This is a genomic window from Mesorhizobium sp. C399B (genome assembly GCF_030323185.1).
Taxonomy (GTDB): Bacteria; Pseudomonadota; Alphaproteobacteria; order Rhizobiales; family Rhizobiaceae; genus Mesorhizobium.
The window spans coordinates 2,890,729-2,905,640 of record NZ_CP100472.1 but is presented as its reverse complement, the minus strand read 5'-3'; the positions used below and the strand labels follow the sequence as shown (position 1 = coordinate 2,905,640).

The window sequence follows — 14,912 nt, the reverse complement described above, 5'->3', positions numbered from 1 at the left end:
CTGATTGGAGAGCGTTGCCGGGCCGTAGCACATGAGGTCAGGAAATCAAGCCGGAAGCTCGATCAAGCCGGCGCCGGCAACGACGCTCAGCTGTTCTCGGGATAGCCGGCGATGCCGGTGCGCGTGAGCTGCCAATGCACCTCGGCGATCTCCGAGGCCTTGAAGGCGAGCACGATCTGGCGGCTGCGGCGCGGGCCGCCAAGGCCGGCGAAATAGATCGATTCCTCGACCTCCGGCACCACTTCGGTGCAGGTGAACACCCAGGTGTCGGCCTGGTCGGCGGTCAGCACCAGGCGGTCATGCTCGTCCTGCAAAAGGTTGATATCAGGGTGGATGTGGAAGCGCACCACGACGAAGTCGCGGCCATTGTTGCGGATCGCCGCACCGCCCGGGCGGAGGAAGCGATCCCTGCCGGCGAGCACATTGCCCTCGCTCGACAGTTTCAGCTCGCGCTCATGCAGGAAGCCAAAGCGCTGCATATAGCCGTCATGGCGGGCGATGAAGCCTTGCGTGCCCTTCTGGTCGATGCGCTTGCAAGGCACATGCTGCGGGCCGCCGAGCAAGGGTGAGCCGAGCAGGTCGTTGACGCGCAGCGAATGGGAAAACCGCGCCGACGAAGTGTCGTTGATGGTGGCGGTCGAATGCGCCGCGGTGGCACGGGCCAGCGGCCGGAACTCGGCGGCGCCATAGGTGTCGATGCCGGCATTGACGATATAATGCTGGCGGCCGGACGAGAGTTCGAAGGCCAGGCACCCGGCATGCGCGGCGTTGGACACATCGACGGCCGGCGACGGGCCGGTATCGGCAATCACCGTAACGCCGCCCATACACAGCCGCTCATAGCCGGAATGCGGCGCGTGCAGCAGCGGCGCGCCGGCGGTGTCGTCGTGGCGCAAGATGGTGGCAATGCGGTCGTGGATGGTCGCGCCCATGCCGTTGAAGCGGGCCAGGCTGCCATCCTGATGGCGGAAGAAACGGAGCGCCGGCAGCATGCGGTCGATGGCGCCCATCAGGGCTGCCGGTGGCGTTTCGGCCTGATTGGCATAGGTCTGACGCAGCGGCAGGAGATCGGCGAGCAGTTCGAGCACCGCCATCGGGTTGCGCGAAATATGGCCGCCATCGGGAAGGATCTGGCGGTCGAGTTCTTCCGCCAGGTTGCGGGTGGCGCCGCGCAGTGCGGAGGCCGGCGCCGGCAGCGACAGCGCGGCGAAGGCAAGCGCGATGCGAGCGCGCAGCCTGTCCTTGCCGTCCGGCATTTCGCGCGCCATCGAGCGGAGATAGCGGATCTGCACGGCGAGCGATTTCAGGAAGGCGCGATAGAACGGAAATTCGGCCCCTTGTAGGACAACCGACGAGTGTTGCAACCAGGCAATGACGCGCTTGGCGGTGGTGCCGGGCTCCCAGGCTATGCCGGAAATCTGGTTGCCATGCATGGCGACCCAGTCGGAGACAAGCGCGCGTGCATTGGCGGCGGCCAGCTCGGTGCCGGCGGCGCGCATATGGCGCAGCCAACGAAAGCCGTGCAGCGTCTTCACCCAGCCGCGATTGGCGACATCGATCTGGAATGGCGATTTGCCGCCGGTCTCGACGAGGTGTCCCGACAGCGGATAGCGGCCATAGTAGATCTCGAGCGCGATCTGCGGATCGGCGAGCCTGAGGTCGGGCGGTGCAATCAGGACGCGTTCGGGCGTGCGCCCGGAATAGCGCCAGCGATAGACTGGCCCTGCGCGAAGGCGCCGGCGCGTCTTGCGCCAAAACTCCTTAGCGACAAGCGTCCACAGACGTGTCGTGCTGCCGGCAGCCAGTGCCAAAACCCCTCCTCGTCGCCTGGAGATAGAGCATGCTGTCGCCCGAAAACCGCGTCACACTTTTCGGCATCATGTTCCGGTACCCCAGCGAAGCTTATATGATTCAAGAACTTGTGCGAAGTCGAATTCCGCCGACGTGAAGCGCCTCACGCTGCCGGCCACCGACCCGCCCCGAAAAAAGTCAAGCGCTTCGCGGGTTTATGCCCGGCAATCCGGCACTCACTTGCGGTTGTGGCGAGACCGAAATTCGCTGGGCGAACAGTTTTCCCGGTCGCGAAACAGACGGGAGAAATAGAAGGCGTCGTGGATGCCGACGGCGGCCGCAATGGACTCGATGGGCGAATCGGAGGCGGCCAGCATCTGTTTGGCGCGGTCGAGCCTCGTGCGCAGTTGGAAGGCCTTGGGCGACATGCCGGCTGCCCGCGCAAATCTGCGCCGCAAGGTTGCCGGCGACATCGAGAATTTCGCGGCGAAGGCATCGAGATCGACCGGGTCGCACGCGCAGCGGCGCAATTCGTCGACGATGGGCTGCATGTCGGCGGCATCCTGGAGGCTGGGGTTTCGTTGACGGTTGTTCCAATCCATTGCCTGGCGGGCGGCACGCACGACGATGCGATGCATCGTGGCGGCGGCTTCTGCCTGGCTCAGCATCGTATCGAGCGACAGCTCACCATGCAGCCTGTCGAACAGCCGCTGCATTTTGCCGAGGTCGCGCAAGGGGACGACAGGGGCGTCCTCGGCAATCAGCCGCAGCCGGGTGAAATCGCGTATCAAGGCGCCGTCGAAGAGCGCCCAGCGTTCGAGCCAGCCCGATGCGTCCGGCCCGTAGGAATGCATCCTCCCGGGAAGCAGCCAGAACAGGGCCGGCGCTTGGATCGTCTGCATGCCGGCAGTCCTGGTTTCAAGCCAGCCTTGACCGTTCTCAATCAGCACCACGGCGAATTCCGGCAATTTGCGCGCTTGGATCGCCTGCGTGACGCGATGCCGACCAATCCCTGTAACCGACAGGCCGCCGGCCGCGGCCGGTGCGGATCTGTAGAGTGCGTAAGAGAGATCGTTCATGAGCGAAAAGTCCATGGCTTCGTTACGTCCATGGGCGAGTGTGCAAACAGTATGGCATTTCCAGCTAAGGATGGAAAATCGCAGGTGGCTGAAATGTCAAGCTCAACAGGTGGCATGCAACGACGGAGTCCTGTTGCGTCAATCGATCTGAACGCCAACGGCAAGACATTATCGATGGCGCCGAACCGGTTGGGTCATCTCGTGCCAACCGACGCCGGGATCGGCATCGATGCCATTCGAGGCCTCCTTGCCGAGCAAGGCTATGTCTGGCTGAAAGGTATCCTGCCGCGCCGCGACGTCATAGATTTTCGCGGCTGGGTGTTTTCGTATCTGGCCGACACCGGCTTGCTGCAGCCCGGGTCCGATCCCGCGCTTGGCCTGGCGGCCGGCACGTTCGACCGTCAGCTCGCCGATCGCCGGTTGATGGCGCTGGTTCGCTCCACCGCCTATGAAGGGTTCTGCGCACAGCCCCGGATGGCCCGGCTGATGGATGCGTTCGTCGGCGGGCTGTCCTATTTGCACAAGCGCAAGATCATGCGCTTCACCCAACCGGGCACCACCGTGGCGACGCCGGCGCATTACGATCTCGTCTATCTTCGCGGCGGCACCAGCCGCATCGTCACGGCCTGGATCCCGATCGGCGACGTTCCCGTCGACATGGGCGGCCTGGTTTATCTCGAGGGATCGCACGCCATCGGCCTCGACATGGAGGCCCGGTTCGCCAGGGACAATGCCGGGCTGAGCCCGCAGGAGCGCATCAGCGCCTACAACAGGAACATGAGCGAGGGCGGCTGGGTGTCGAAGGACCTGCCCGACATGGCGGAGCGGTTCGATACACGCTGGCTGATCGCGGACTTCGAGGCCGGCGATGTCGTCCTCCACTCGCCCTACATGATCCACGCCTCGACGACCAACCAGAGTGCGGAGGGGCGTATCCGGCTCTCCACCGATATCCGCTACCAGAATGTCGATGATGAGATCGATGCAAGGTGGGGGAAGCACTGGTCCCTGGACGACATGCTTTAGGGGGCGCAGCCGTTCGGGATTAGTCGAGGCATTCGCACTTCGTCATCCCAGGGCGAAGCAGGAGCGAAGCTCCGTCGCGGAGACCCTGGGATCCATTCCGTGACCTGGGCCGTGGAGTGCGGCGGAGCAGAATTCTGGACCGTAGCGGCGCTCATGTGTCGCGGCATGGCATCCTCGGGTCTGCGCTGCGTCGCTACGCTCCTTGCTCCGCCCGTGGATGACGAAGTCACGAAGGGCTGCGGCTCTGCCGACAAAATCCTAGGCGACACGTCGCATGCGGGCGGCGAAGAAGCCGTCCAGGCCGGAAACCCCTGGCGAACCAAGGTCAAGATCGGCGGGTGTGGTGCGCAGCGTGCCTTGCGGGGTCAGGAAGGCGTCGATGCCGGCGATTTCGCCGGGCTGCAGCGGATCGTCGGCGACGGTCTTGCTGCCGGCCAGAAAGGCGCGATACAGATCCTCGCCTTCGATCGGGTCCAGCGAACAGTTGGAAAAAACAATCCGGCCGCCCGGTTTGACCAAAGTGACGGCGCGGGCGAGCAGCTTTGCTTGCAGATCGGCTAGCTTTTCGACGTCGGCTGCCGTCTTGGTCCATGGCACGTCCGGGTGGCGCCGAACCGTGCCGGTGGAAGAGCAGGGCGCGTCGAGCAGGACGGCGTCGAAAAGCTCCGCCGGCTGGTATTTCAGCAGATCGGCCTGCACGATCTCGGCGGACAGCCCAAGCCGTTCGAGGTTCTGCGTCAGCCGCGCCAGCCGGTTCTTCGAGGTGTCCAAGGCGGTGACTTTGGCGCCGGCAAGGATAAGCTGAGCGGTCTTGCCGCCGGGGGCGGCGCAGAGGTCGGCGACGCGTAATCCTTTGACATCGCCGAACAGCCGCGCCGGAAAACTGGCGGCGGCGTCCTGGACCCACCATGCGCCTTCGCTGAAGCCCGGCAGTTCGGTGACGGAGGCGCTGAGCTTTTCCACTCGCACCGTGCCGGTCGGCAGCACGATGCCGCCGAACTTTTCGGCCCACAATTCGGGATCGGCCTTGACCGTGAAATCGACCGGCGCCTCAACGCGATGCGCCGCCAGGATCTGTCTGGTCATCTCGGCGCCATAGGCGGCCTTCAGCCGGTCGGAGAACCATTTTGGCGCCTCGTCGGTGGCGGCAAGAGCTGCCGGCAGTTCGGTCTCCTTGGCGCGCACCAAAGTGCGCAGCACGCCATTAACGAGGCCGGAAAAGCGCTGCGTGCGTGGGTCCGACTTGGCGTGGGTCACAGCCAAATCGACGGCGGCGCTGTCGGGGATGTCGAGGAACAGGATCTGCGCCGCCGCAACATGCAGGATGTGCGACAAAGCTGTGGCGTTGGGTGGCAGCGGCTTTTCAAGGCGGCGGGCGAGGAGCCCGGCAATGGTCATGCGGTAGCGCAGCGCGGTCACCAGTATGGCGCGCACCAGGCCGCGGTCGCGCAGGTCGAGCACCTTGTATTGCGGATGGCCGTTCTCGTGGTCCGTCAGCCCGTCGAGCGGCGTCTTGGCGTCGATAACGGCGGCCAGCAGCCGCGCCGCTGCCTTGCGCGCGGCGAGGCCGGCGACGAATTCGTCCGAGCTGTTTTCGCGATCGCCTGAATGTGCGGGCCGGGATCTGGCGCCGCTCACGACCACGGACCTTTGGGTCCGGTCGGATTGCGGCCCCACGGATTGGCTTTCGGCTTGGCCGGTTTGGTCGGCTGCGTGGGGCGTGCTGCCTTGCCCCACGGACCTTGCTCGGCATCGGCCGGCAATTCTTCGATCGGCTCTGGCGTCGGCGCCTGGCGCGGCGCCGGCTGGCGGCCTGCCATGTCGCGCGCCATCGCCTGCAGCGCGGCGATGCGGTTGTCGGTGTTCGGGTGGGTCGAAAACAGGCTGTCCATTCGCTCGCCGTGAAGAGGATTGATAATGAAGAGATGCGCGGTCGCGGGATTGCGTTCGGCATCCGGGTTGCGGATGCGTTCGGCGCCGCGGGCGATCTTGTCAAGCGCTGATGCCAGCCAAAGCGGATTTCCAACGATTTCGGCGCCGCGCCGGTCGGCCTCGTATTCGCGGGTGCGGCTGACCGCCATCTGCACGATCATGGCGGCGAAGGGCGCGACCAGCATCGCCACCAGCACGCCGACAAAGCCGAACGGGTTGTTGTTGTCGCGGCTGCCGCCGAAGAAGAAGGCGAAATTGCCGAGCATCGAGATGGCGCCGGCGAGTGTCGCGACAATGGTCATGGTCAGCGTGTCTCGATGCTGGATGTGGGCCAGCTCATGCGCCATGACTGCCGCCACCTCCTCATGCGACAGGCGCTCCAGCAGCCCGGTCGAGGCCGCGACCGCGGCGTTCTCGGGATTGCGGCCGGTGGCGAAGGCGTTCGGCTGCGGATTGTCGATCAGATAGGTCTTGGGCATCGGCAGGCCGGCCTGCTTGGCCAACGCCTCGACGATGGCGTGGAATTCGGGCGCGTTCTTCGCGTTGACCTCGACGGCGCGGTTCATCGACAGCACCATCTTGTCGGCATTCCAGTAGCTGAACAGATTGGTGCCCGCGGCGACCAGGAAGGCGATCATCATGCCGCCGGTGCCGCCGATCAGAAAACCGACGCCCATGAACAGCGCCGTCATCGCGGCCAGGAGCATGGTGGTGCGTAGCGTGCTCATCATCTGCTCCCTGTGCGGCCGTGGCAAAAAAAGGTCGATCGGGGTGAACTCATGGCTATATGATGGGAAACGCCGCCCTTCGTTTCAATCCGCCCGGACTATCGCATGACCGACCAACCCAGCAAAGCTGATGCCGACCGGGAGAAGGACCTGACGCCGGCGGCCAGCCGGGCGCTGGCTGAAGCCGAGGCGCGCCGTGAAGCGTATCGCCAGAAGGAAGCTGCGTTGCCGAAGGAAATCGGCGGCCGCGGCGGCAAGGAACCCGGCCGCTACGGCGACTGGGAAGTGAAGGGACTGGCTAGCGATTTCTAGGGGTTCAGGAACGGAAGAACTGGGGAACTGGTGAACTGAAGAGTTGAAGAAAAAGGCGCATAGCAGTCCTCCAGTCCTCCAGTCCTCCAGTCCTCCAGTTCCTCAGGCCGCGCTGCGCTGTGCCCCCAGCGTCATCCAGCCGCTGTCATCGATGGCGATGGAGACGGTTTCGTAGCCGCCAATCGAGTTGTGCTGAGTCGTCATTGGATGCTGGTGAGTGGCGCTGATCACCATCACCGACGCGCCCGCTGCTTCCGCCGCCGCGATACCGGCCGGTGCGTCCTCGAAGACCAGACAGTCGCCGATATCGACGCCGAGCCGTTTTGCCGCCAGCAGGAAACAGTCGGGCGCCGGCTTGCCGTGCGACACATCCTCGGCCGCGACCACCAAGGCGGGAACCGGGATGCCGGCGGCCCGCATGCGCAGCAGCGCCAACGGGCGCGGCGCCGAGGTGACGATCGCCCAGCGCTCTGGCGGCAAAGCGTTGAGGAACGGCACGGCGCCGGCGATCGGCAGCACGCCTTCGACATCGTCCGACTCGGCCTGCAACAGCACAAACGCCTCATGAACAGGGTCGAGGCCGGGAAGCGCCAGCCTGGTGATGGTCTCGACCGCCCGCACGCCATGGATCGTCGGCAGGAAGGCTTCGACGTCGAGACCGTGCTTAAGCGCCCACGCCGCCCAGACGCGCTCGGCCGAGGCGATCGAATTGAGCACCGTGCCATCCATATCGAACAGGAACGCGGCGAATTTTCTGCCTGCAAACATCAGATTTTCCACGGGGTTAGGGATCGTTTCGGGAGGGTCGAAACATGTCATGCGACCGTAACGTCGCCACGCCTGCCTGGGAAGCCGCGGGAGAGCCTTTCGATAGTTCCAGGGAACCATGGTCCCGCCTCTGGCGTTTTGAGCATACTGTTTTCCACGGGATCGAAGGGGCAATCATTGTGCTGATCCGGCTCGGCTACGAAATCGCCATTGAATGCGTCGGCGCCACGCCGGTCATCTCGCTGCTTGATATCCACAGGGATCGTCAGGCCGACATCAAACGGCAGACACGCGTGCTGACGTCGCCTTCAGTGCCGAGCAAGGTCTATCACGATCTGTTCGGCAATACCTGCCGCCGCTTCACCGCACCCGCCGGCAGTTTCCGCATTCTCTATGACGCAGCCGTCGAGGACAGCGGGGAGCCTGACGCGGTCAACACGCTGGCCAGGGAAGTGCCGGTGGCGGAACTGCCGGACGATGTGCTCGGCTACCTCCTCGGCAGCCGCTATTGCGAGACCGATCATCTGAGCAGTCTGGCCTGGCAGCTTTTCGGCCATGTTCCCTCCGGCTGGGCGCGGGTGCAGGCGATCGTCGACTATGTCCACAACCGGCTGTCCTTCGGCTATGGCTATGCGCGGTCGACGCGCACCGCAGCCCAAGCGCATGAGGAGCAGGTTGGTGTATGCCGCGACTTCGCCCATCTGGCGATCACGCTCTGCCGCTGCATGAACATCCCGGCCCGCTATGTGAACGGCTATCTCGGCGACATCGGCGTGCCGGCCGACCCGGCGCCGATGGATTTTTCGGCCTGGATGGAAGTGTTCCTCGACGGCAAATGGTACACGTTCGACCCCCGTCATAATCGTCCGAGGATAGGCCGCGTCGTCATCGCGCGCGGTCGTGATGCCACGGATGTGCCGCTGCTGCACAGCTTCGGCCCGCATCAGCTCTCGCTGTTCAAGGTCTGGACCTATGAGCAGGAAGGCAATCTGTTCAACCCGCCCTATCACGGCGTCGACAAGACCGTCAGTGCGCGGATGCTGGCGTGACCGGATTCTGATTCGCTTCGACACACAATCCGGAAATGGAAAAGGCCGCCGCTTCTTGACGAAGCCGGCGGCCTTCCGTGTTTCCGTCCGTGGCGCGGCCAATGGCGGCGACCGAGGTCACCCGCCGCGCTTATCGCGCCTTAACGGGAAGACTGCTTCCCGAAAGTGCAATCCGCTGAGGCCACGTTCTGGAAAACGAAATCACTCGACATCGGATCACCTCCTTTCGATTTGTTGAACACGTACAGATGATGGGGTGCGTTGCAGCAAAAAACAAGATGCCGATTTGAAATAGCTGGCGAGCCGCCTTTTGCGCCGGGTTGCGAAGAGCCGCGAGGGCGGGCAAAATCCATGCAAGGTGGATTGTCAGGACTCGGGAGGATGGCCATGGAGGCAGCCGAGAAGGCCGCGCGCATCGTGCGAACGGTGATCGAAACGCTGAAGCCGGGTTTTGCGGTCAAGCTGTGGACCGGCGAGCGGATCGGTCCCGCCATCGGGCCCGTGCTCACCATCAACGACCAGGACATCGTCTGGCAGGTGGTGAAGCGGCCATCGTTGTCGACGCTGATCGAGATGTGGATCTCCAAGACGATAGACATCGAAGACGGGACGATTTTCGATTTCTACGCACTGCCGTCGCAAGGCAAGCTCAGGACCAAGCTCAAGTCGCTGCCGAAGCTGGCGATCCTGCGCGACCTGCCGGCGGTGCTCCTGTCACGCAAGCAGATGAGTGCACGCACCGATCTGTCGGGTCGCAACCCCTATGTCAGCGGGTCGAGCCAGGAGGCGATCCAGCATCACTACGACATTTCGAATGCCTTTTACCGGCTCTTCCTCGACGAGCGCATGGTCTACAGCTGCGGCTACTTTACGGATTTCGCCAATGGCATCGACCAGGCGCAGGCCGACAAGCTCGACCATATCTGCCGCAAGCTCAGGCTGAAATCGGGCGAAAAGCTGCTCGACATCGGCTGCGGCTGGGGCGCCATGCTGATCCATGCGGCCAAAAATTACGGCGTCGTCGGCCATGGCGTGTCGCTGTCGCAGGCGCAGACCGATCTCGCCCGCGAGCGCATCCGCGCCGAAGGGCTGCAGGACCGCATCACCATCGAGATCAAATCCTATGCGGAACTCAAAGGCTCCTTCGACAAGATATCGTCGATCGGCATGTTCGAGCATCTCGGCCTCGCCAACCACGCCACCTATTTCAAGACCATCCATCGCTTGCTGAAGCCCGGCGGCATCTATCTGCACCACGCCATCACCAGGCGCAGCAAGGGCGACTTGAAGAAAACCTTGCGCAAGGGGCCGGAGTTCAAGGCGCTGCTCAAATACATTTTCCCAGGCGGCGAACTCGACACGATCGGCATGACGCTGGGCAATCTGGAGGCGCATGGCTTCCTGGTCTACGACGTCGAGAATCTGCGCGAGCACTATGCGCGCACCTGCCGGCTGTGGGCCGAGCGGCTACAGGCTCGCTTCGACGAGGCGGTCGCCGAAGTCGGCGAGGCCAAGGCACGGCTGTGGCTGCTTTATCTCACCGGCTGCTCGATCACCTTCGAGCGCGCCTCGGCGCAGATTTTTCAGACCGTCGTCACCAAACGCGCACGCGGGCCGAGCGGGCTGCCGCCGACACGGGCGGATCTGTATCGGTAGGGATAGGATTCGGGGCCGAACCCCACGCTTTCCAAGGTCTGCGATTCGCTGCCTCGCGGTAGAGGCCTACACGAACCGCATCGGCGCGCCGATCTCGACACGGGCAGGCCTGTCCACAGTGCAATAGACGCCGAGATTATGGGCGTTGTGGCGGACCAGATTGCGCAGGATGCCGGGATCGTGGTCAAAGCCGTCCTGGCTGATGATGGTGAAGCCGCAGCGGCGGCACGGCTCCGAGACGGTCACCAGCAGGTCGCCGATGGCAAGCTTGCGGCCAATCCATTCGGTCTCGGGAAACGAGCCTTCGACCGCCGCCATGTCGACGACCATGTTGGGGCGGAAGCGGCGCGGATCGGGAATGCCTTCGGGGTGCAGCGCCTTGAGCCGGGCCAGCGATGCGGTGGTCAAGAGATGGATCGGCGCTTTGCGGTAGCGCGCCGCGGTCAGCGGGCCGGTGTAGCCGGGAGCGTTGTCCTGGCTGAACGGCCGGATCGAGGCGGCGAAGCCGAGATAGGTCGAGACGGCGCTGTCGCATTCAGCGCCCGGCGCTACCAGCCAGTCGCCGTCGGGAACGGCGATCTCCAGCTTGCGGTCCTTGCTCAGCCGGGTGCGGATGCGCGGCACCTTGTGCCACTTGGCGTCGCGGTCGGGCCGCGCGATCTCATTGTCCGAGACATCGACAAGGCCGAACAGCCGGTCGCCGTCGATGGTTTCAAGGCCGACCGAAATGGCGTCCTGGCGTTCGCCGGCAAGCGAACTAGCGGGGTAACGCCAGAGCTCCGTGACTGCGCCCAGTGCAGCCATCAAATCCCCTCAGCCCTTCTTGTTCTGGCGGTTGGCGATCAGATCATCGACCACGGCCGGATCGGCCAGTGTCGAGGTATCGCCGAGCGCGGAAAAATCGTCCTCGGCGATCTTGCGCAGGATACGGCGCATGATCTTGCCGGAGCGGGTTTTCGGCAGTCCGGGCGCGAACTGCAGCTTGTCGGGCGAGGCGATTGCGCCGATCTCCTTGCGGACATGGGCGACAAGCTCCTTGCGCAGTTCCTCGCTCGGCTCCACGCCTTTCATCAAGGTAACGTAGCTGTAGATGCCCTGGCCCTTGATGTCGTGGGGATAGCCGACGACAGCTGCTTCCGACACCTTCTCATGGCTGACGAGCGCCGATTCGACCTCGGCCGTTCCCATGCGGTGGCCGGAAACGTTGATGACGTCGTCGACGCGGCCAGTGATCCAGTAATAGCCATCGGCGTCGCGGCGACAGCCGTCACCGGTGAAGTATTTGCCCTTGTAGGTGGAGAAATAGGTCTGCACGAAGCGGTAATGATCGCCATAGACGGTGCGCATCTGGCCGGGCCAGGAATCGGCGATGCAGAGATTGCCGTCGGCCGCCCCTTCCAGCACCCTACCTTCGCCGTCGACCAGCTGCGGCCTGATGCCGAAGAAGGGCCGCGTCGCCGAACCAGCCTTGAGGTCGGTGGCGCCGGGCAGCGGCGTGATCAGGATGCCGCCGGTCTCGGTCTGCCACCATGTGTCGACGATCGGCACCTTGCCGTTGCCGACGATGTTGAAATACCACTCCCAGGCTTCCGGATTGATCGGTTCGCCGACTGAGCCCAGCACGCGCAGCGACTTGCGCGAGGTCTTCTTCACCGGTTCGTCGCCGGCGCCCATCAGCGCGCGCAGTGCCGTCGGCGCAGTGTAGAAGATGTTGACCTTGTGCTTGTCGATGACTTCCCAGAAGCGCGACTGCGAGGGGTAATTCGGCACGCCCTCGAACATCAGCGTGGTGGCGCCGTTGGCGAGCGGGCCATAGACGATGTAGCTGTGGCCGGTGACCCAACCGACATCGGCGGTGCACCAGTAGATATCACCATCATGGTAGTCGAAGACATATTGGTGGGTCATCGAGACATAGACGAGATAGCCGGCGGTGGTGTGCAGCACGCCCTTCGGCTTGCCGGTCGAGCCTGAGGTATAGAGGATGAACAGCGGATCCTCGGCCTTCATCTTCTCCGGCTTGCAGTCGCCTTTCACCGTGGCGATCTCGTCATGGTACCAGATGTCGCGTCCCTGAACCCAGCCGGTCTTGCCGCCGGTGCGGCGCACGACGACCACCTTATCGACCTTGGTGCCGGCCTTGGCGGCGATTTCGATCGCTCTGTCGGTGTTTTCCTTCAGCGGGATCGGCTTGCCGCCGCGCAGGCCCTCGTCGGCCGTGATGACGAAGGTCGACTTGCAGTCATCGATGCGGCCGGCCAGCGCGTCCGGTGAAAAGCCGCCGAAGACGATCGAGTGGATGGCGCCGATGCGGGTGCAAGCCAGCATCGCGTAGGCCGCTTCCGGGATCATCGGCATGTAGATGGTGACGCGGTCGCCCTTCCTGACGCCGTGCTTCTTCATCACATTGGCGAGCCGGCAGACATGCTCGTAGAGCTCGTTATAGGTGATCTTCTTGTCGTCGTAGGGATTGTCGCCTTCCCAGATGATGGCTGTCTGGTTGCCGCGCTTCTTCAAATGGCGGTCGATGCAGTTGTAGGAGACGTTGGTTTCGCCGTCCTCAAACCATTTGATCGAGACCTTGCCCTCGAAGGAGGTGTTCTTGACCTTGCTGAACGGCTTGAACCAGTCGATGCGCTTGCCGTGCTTGCCCCAGAACTTGTCCGGATTCTTCACGCTGTCGGCATACCATTTGAGGTAGGTGTCGTTGTCGATCAGCGCATTCTTCTTCCACGCCGGCTGGACGCGGTGGATCTTCACCTCGGACATGTCTTCACTTTCCTCCCAAACCACCCCGCCGGCTTGACCACAGCCAGGATCACGGCGACGCAGCCGCGAATTCGGCGGCATTATTAACAGTTCCGCGCTGACGACAACATTAGACGTTGGATTCGCGTGGCGGGATGCCGCAGCTCCCGTCTCGGTTGTATCAGCACTCGGCAGCGGTCGCTGCTAACTGCATGTTTTCGTGCATAAAACCCGACTGGGATCAGGAAAATCATAGACAGTTAAGGAACGGCGCGCACAATTCGGTGTTGGGAGGAATGGAGAATCAACTAGGCCAAGGGGCTGTCATGCGCGATCATTCCGAAATGGACCTGATGCTCAAGGGGTATGGCCTGACCACGGCCAAGATTCTGTACCATTTTCCCGACCACCCGCATCTGCTGCAGAGCTTCATCTGGCAGGATTACGATCTGGCGCCGAAGTTTCCGGTGCTGATCAAGTTCATCGAGTTCTGGAAGGCCAGGCTCGACGGGCCGCTGCATTCGATCAGCTACACGCACCAGAAGCTGATCGCGCCGAACGAATGGCGGAAGGTGGATGGGGAGTTCGTGCTGCACTGAGCGGCAGTATAGCTGATCTCCCCCCTTGAGGGGGAGATGGCCGCAAAGCGGCCAGAGGGGGTCGGTTCGACCGGACGCGACCCTCCTGCGGCAGATGGGGGCTAGCGCTCCACGCGCGGCGACCCCCTCTGTCGCCTTCGGCGACATCTCCCCCTCGAGGGGGGAGATTTGGCAGCGTCGGCGATCACACCGCAGGCGGGTTCAGCCGGGCGAAACCTTCCTGGCGGAGATAGGGGAAGTACGGGTAGGGCGCGGTCACTTCGCTTGCCATGTCGAGCTTTTTGACCTGCTCCGGCGTCAACGCCCAGCCGACGGCGCCGAGGTTCTGGCGCAGCTGTTCCTCGTTGCGGGCGCCGATGATGACGGAGGACACGGTCGGGCGCCGCAACAGCCAGTTGATGGCGATCTGCGGCACGGTCTTGCCGGTCTCTTCAGCCATCGCATCAAGCGCATCCATGACCCGGTAGAGATGTTCGTCCGCGACCGGCGGGCCGAAATCGGCGGTGTCGTGCAGCCGGCTCTTTTCCGGCAGGGGCTGGCCGCGGCGGATCTCGCCGGTCAGGCGGCCCCAGCCGAGCGGGCTCCACACCAGCGCGCCGATGCCCTGGTCGATACCGAGCGGCATCAGCTCCCATTCATAGTCGCGACCGACCAGCGAGTAGTAGACCTGATGCGCGGCGTAGCGCGGGTAGCCATGCTTGTCGGCTTCCGCCAGCGATTTCATCACCTGCCAGCCGGAGAAGTTGGAGACGCCGACATAGCGCAGCTTGCCGGCGCGCACGAGGTCGTCCAGCGTCGACAACACCTCCTCGATCGGCGTGCCGGCATCGAAGGCGTGCAGCTGCAACAGGTCGATGTAATCGGTGCCCATGCGCTTCAGGGCGGCGTCGACGGCTTTGATCAGCCGCGAGCGCGACGAGCCGTAGTCGGCCGGTCTGTCGCCCATCGGCAGCGAAGTCTTGGTCGAGATCAGCACCGCGTCGCGGCGGCCTTTGATGGCTTCGCCAAGCACTTCCTCGGAGGCGCCGTTCGAATAAACATCGGCGGTGTCGAACAGATTGACGCCGGCCTCGAGGCAGATGTCGATCAGCCGCCGCGCTTCCTTGGCATCGCTGTTGCCCCAGGCCCCGAACAGCGGCCCGGAGCCGCCGAAAGTGCCGGCGCCGAAAGAGAGTGCGGGCACTTTCAGGCCCGATGCGCCGAGACGTCGATAATCCATTTTAT

13 protein-coding genes are annotated in these 14,912 nt (G+C 63.7%); 5 read left to right on the top strand and 8 right to left on the bottom strand.

What is annotated here, in order from left to right:
- Positions 1-86 precede the first annotated feature (86 nt).
- On the bottom strand, positions 87-1,811 hold the full coding sequence (locus NLY36_RS13875; protein WP_023704963.1) for a heparinase II/III family protein: 1,725 nt from the start codon (positions 1,809-1,811) through the stop codon (positions 87-89).
- A gap of 216 nt (positions 1,812-2,027) precedes the next feature.
- Positions 2,028-2,885 (bottom strand): helix-turn-helix transcriptional regulator, encoded by an 858-nt coding sequence (locus NLY36_RS13870; protein ID WP_444848998.1) that lies wholly within the window; start codon positions 2,883-2,885, stop codon positions 2,028-2,030.
- Positions 2,886-2,984: 99 nt separating this feature from the next.
- On the opposite strand from NLY36_RS13870, the gene NLY36_RS13865 reads away from it, so the two are divergent.
- The gene (locus NLY36_RS13865; protein WP_032905197.1) at positions 2,985-3,896 is read left to right on the top strand and encodes a phytanoyl-CoA dioxygenase family protein; all 912 of its coding nucleotides are present in this window, start codon (positions 2,985-2,987) and stop codon (positions 3,894-3,896) included.
- Positions 3,897-4,154: 258 nt separating this feature from the next.
- Here the strand turns inward: NLY36_RS13865 and NLY36_RS13860 are convergent, their stop codons facing one another.
- Together NLY36_RS13860 and htpX are read right to left on the bottom strand one after the other, a co-directional pair.
- Positions 4,155-5,540, bottom strand: coding sequence for an RsmB/NOP family class I SAM-dependent RNA methyltransferase (locus NLY36_RS13860; RefSeq protein ID WP_023736828.1), 1,386 nt, complete (start codon positions 5,538-5,540; stop codon positions 4,155-4,157).
- On the bottom strand, positions 5,531-6,556 hold the full coding sequence (gene htpX / locus NLY36_RS13855) for a zinc metalloprotease HtpX (protein WP_023700198.1): 1,026 nt from the start codon (positions 6,554-6,556) through the stop codon (positions 5,531-5,533). The genes NLY36_RS13860 and htpX overlap by 10 nt, the downstream gene beginning before the upstream one ends.
- A 105-nt stretch (positions 6,557-6,661) precedes the next feature.
- Between htpX and NLY36_RS13850 the strand changes: the two genes are divergently transcribed.
- A complete protein-coding gene (locus NLY36_RS13850) occupies positions 6,662-6,868 on the top strand; it encodes a DUF1674 domain-containing protein (protein WP_023688862.1) in 207 nt (68 codons plus the stop codon).
- A 102-nt stretch (positions 6,869-6,970) separates the two neighbouring features.
- On the opposite strand, the gene NLY36_RS13845 is transcribed toward NLY36_RS13850, so the two are convergent.
- Positions 6,971-7,636 carry an HAD-IA family hydrolase gene (locus NLY36_RS13845; protein WP_023704958.1) on the bottom strand — a complete coding sequence of 222 codons (666 nt, stop codon included), beginning with the start codon at positions 7,634-7,636 and terminating at the stop codon, positions 6,971-6,973.
- A 179-nt stretch (positions 7,637-7,815) separates the two neighbouring features.
- Here NLY36_RS13845 and NLY36_RS13840 point away from each other — a divergent pair, with 179 nt between their 5' ends.
- The gene (locus tag NLY36_RS13840) at positions 7,816-8,685 is read left to right on the top strand and encodes a transglutaminase-like domain-containing protein (protein WP_023693194.1); all 870 of its coding nucleotides are present in this window, start codon (positions 7,816-7,818) and stop codon (positions 8,683-8,685) included.
- A gap of 387 nt (positions 8,686-9,072) precedes the next feature.
- Entirely contained in the window at positions 9,073-10,341 is a 1,269-nt protein-coding gene (locus NLY36_RS13835; RefSeq protein ID WP_023736829.1) for a class I SAM-dependent methyltransferase, read from the top strand.
- Positions 10,342-10,407: 66 nt separating this feature from the next.
- Here the strand turns inward: NLY36_RS13835 and NLY36_RS13830 are convergent, their stop codons facing one another.
- On the bottom strand, positions 10,408-11,145 hold the full coding sequence (locus NLY36_RS13830; RefSeq protein WP_023736830.1) for an MOSC domain-containing protein: 738 nt from the start codon (positions 11,143-11,145) through the stop codon (positions 10,408-10,410).
- 9 nt (positions 11,146-11,154) lie between these two features.
- Positions 11,155-13,110, bottom strand: a complete 1,956-nt coding sequence (acs, locus tag NLY36_RS13825; RefSeq protein ID WP_023726119.1) for an acetate--CoA ligase — start codon at positions 13,108-13,110, stop codon at positions 11,155-11,157.
- Between the two features lie 305 nt (positions 13,111-13,415).
- Here acs and NLY36_RS13820 point away from each other — a divergent pair, with 305 nt between their 5' ends.
- On the top strand, positions 13,416-13,688 hold the full coding sequence (locus tag NLY36_RS13820) for an usg protein (RefSeq protein WP_023668649.1): 273 nt from the start codon (positions 13,416-13,418) through the stop codon (positions 13,686-13,688).
- A gap of 184 nt (positions 13,689-13,872) precedes the next feature.
- On the opposite strand, the gene NLY36_RS13815 is transcribed toward NLY36_RS13820, so the two are convergent.
- On the bottom strand, positions 13,873-14,907 hold the full coding sequence (locus NLY36_RS13815) for an aldo/keto reductase (protein WP_023736831.1): 1,035 nt from the start codon (positions 14,905-14,907) through the stop codon (positions 13,873-13,875).
- Positions 14,908-14,912 lie beyond the last annotated feature (5 nt).

What these genes read in the sequence shown, in the direction of transcription:
- htpX (WP_023700198.1), bottom strand. Translation starts at nt 6,556, where the DNA reads ATGAGCACGCTACGCACCACCATGCTCCTGGCCGCGATGACGGCGCTG.
- NLY36_RS13830 (WP_023736830.1), bottom strand. Translation starts at nt 11,145, where the DNA reads ATGGCTGCACTGGGCGCAGTCACGGAGCTCTGGCGTTACCCCGCTAGT.
- NLY36_RS13870 (WP_444848998.1), bottom strand. Translation starts at nt 2,885, where the DNA reads ATGGACTTTTCGCTCATGAACGATCTCTCTTACGCACTCTACAGATCC.
- NLY36_RS13820 (WP_023668649.1), top strand. Translation starts at nt 13,416, where the DNA reads ATGCGCGATCATTCCGAAATGGACCTGATGCTCAAGGGGTATGGCCTG.
- NLY36_RS13815 (WP_023736831.1), bottom strand. Translation starts at nt 14,907, where the DNA reads ATGGATTATCGACGTCTCGGCGCATCGGGCCTGAAAGTGCCCGCACTC.
- acs (WP_023726119.1), bottom strand. Translation starts at nt 13,110, where the DNA reads ATGTCCGAGGTGAAGATCCACCGCGTCCAGCCGGCGTGGAAGAAGAAT.
- NLY36_RS13845 (WP_023704958.1), bottom strand. Translation starts at nt 7,636, where the DNA reads ATGTTTGCAGGCAGAAAATTCGCCGCGTTCCTGTTCGATATGGATGGC.
- NLY36_RS13850 (WP_023688862.1), top strand. Translation starts at nt 6,662, where the DNA reads ATGACCGACCAACCCAGCAAAGCTGATGCCGACCGGGAGAAGGACCTG.
- NLY36_RS13865 (WP_032905197.1), top strand. Translation starts at nt 2,985, where the DNA reads ATGCAACGACGGAGTCCTGTTGCGTCAATCGATCTGAACGCCAACGGC.
- NLY36_RS13835 (WP_023736829.1), top strand. Translation starts at nt 9,073, where the DNA reads ATGGAGGCAGCCGAGAAGGCCGCGCGCATCGTGCGAACGGTGATCGAA.